Below are 1,541 nucleotides of genomic sequence, written 5' to 3'. Positions count from 1 at the left end.
TTCCAATACCTGCACGAACAATCCTTGCTGTTCGCCCAGAAAACGGCGACGGAAGGTGGCCAGGGTATCGTGATCCGGATGGCTACCGGCCGCGAGGTAACGGAAAGCCACGGAATCATAGGTGGCTTGTTCCAGTTTACGGCTGGAAAAGACCCCGTTGGCATAGCCGTAGACCAGAATCGCCAGGAGGGTGGCCGGGTGATAGGCCTTATGGCCACGACCCGCATATTGTTGGACCAGCAGCGAGAGATCGAGCTGATCAATGACTTCCACGATAAATCGCGCCAGGTGCCCTTCCGGAAGCCAGTCGTCCATGGAGGGGGGCAGAAGATAATCGGTCTTGCGGTCAGCATCGAGGAAGTGGGCCATAAAATCACTCATCACATTGAATCATAAGTAATTATACGATAATTTTAGGCAAAATGAAAGTCCGACAAGCTGCTAGGATCTCGAAGTAACGCAGAAGGCTCAGTACCTCGGCAATGCCGAAATACGCTTTGCAACCAAGCAGGCTTTCTCCAAGCTCAACCGCAATCTTTCCTTTGCCTTCAATTTCCTGTCCAGTAATGCCTGCGTTCAAGGCTTTCAAAAATCGACGCGTAAAGCAAGCCAAGCGAGCGGCCTCAAGAAAAGTCGATTGACTCGGGATATTGGTTTTGCTTACTATCCCTAAGATAGTAAGCAAAGGCCGTACCAAGCTGCTGTTTATAATGACATCCTTATTGTGAAGGGTAACGTCTGCGGGACGCCCGATTGTGGATTGAACCCGCCCAGGAAGGAGCAACATGAACAAACGAATAATCGCTATCGCCACTGCGGTGGTGCTAGGGAGCAGTCCTATGGCTTGGGCAGATAGCCAAACCATAGGGCTGCCACAAAGTGACTTACAGGGCGCAGCATCGGTTGGGACCTCTTCAGATTCCAGCGTAAGCAACCACCCCGGCAATGACAGTCTTGCGGCGACACTGCAGCAATTCGAGGCGGCGGGGGCCTTTGGCGACCAGACCGGATCAGGTAACGTCTGGACAAACATTGACCAGGGTCTGCGCCTCAGTGACGTGTCTCGGGTTGAAGTCGATAAATGGCGCACCTGGTTTTTGCAGCATCAGGGCAAACTCGAAGAAATTCTCGGCAATTCGCGTCCTTTCCTCTATTACGTAGTCAACGCCGTTTCTCAACGCGGCCTGCCCATGGAACTGGCTCTACTGCCTGCCATTGAGAGCGGCTACAATCCTAAAGCCTATTCTCCTGCCGCCGCCGCAGGGCTCTGGCAGTTTGTGCCCGGAACCGCGCGGAGTTTTGGATTGCAAAATACGCGTTACGGGGATCCCCGCCTGAGTCTGACGGCTTCGACCAACGCCGCCCTGGATTACCTGTCTTATTTATACAATTATTTTGGTGGAAACTGGCTCCTGGCGATTGCTGCCTACAATGCCGGACAGGGTACGGTTTCCGCCGCTATCCAGCAAAACGTGGCAGCCGGCCAACCTACCGATTTCTGGGATCTGAATCTGTCTCTTATACACATCTCCGAGCCCACG

The 1,541-nt window shown here is 53.3% G+C and carries 3 protein-coding genes; 1 reads left to right on the top strand and 2 read right to left on the bottom strand.

Features of this window, described 5'->3' with window-relative positions; all coding sequences use genetic code 11:
• Together H7F11_RS16580 and H7F11_RS16575 are read right to left on the bottom strand one after the other, a co-directional pair.
• The coding region (locus tag H7F11_RS16580) for a transposase (protein ID WP_193658299.1) at positions 1-369 on the bottom strand (369 nt) is incomplete at its 3' end.
• Between the two features lie 31 nt (positions 370-400).
• Positions 401-589, bottom strand: a complete 189-nt coding sequence (locus H7F11_RS16575) for a hypothetical protein (RefSeq protein ID WP_193651918.1) — start codon at positions 587-589, stop codon at positions 401-403.
• Positions 590-785: 196 nt separating this feature from the next.
• Between H7F11_RS16575 and H7F11_RS16570 the strand changes: the two genes are divergently transcribed.
• Positions 786-1,541 (top strand): transglycosylase SLT domain-containing protein (locus H7F11_RS16570; protein ID WP_193658297.1); only part of this gene is annotated, 756 nt, incomplete at its 3' end.

Source organism: Acidithiobacillus sp. HP-2 (assembly GCF_015100155.1).
Taxonomy (GTDB): Bacteria; Pseudomonadota; Gammaproteobacteria; order Acidithiobacillales; family Acidithiobacillaceae; genus Acidithiobacillus.
This window is presented reverse-complemented; position numbering and strand designations above follow the sequence as displayed.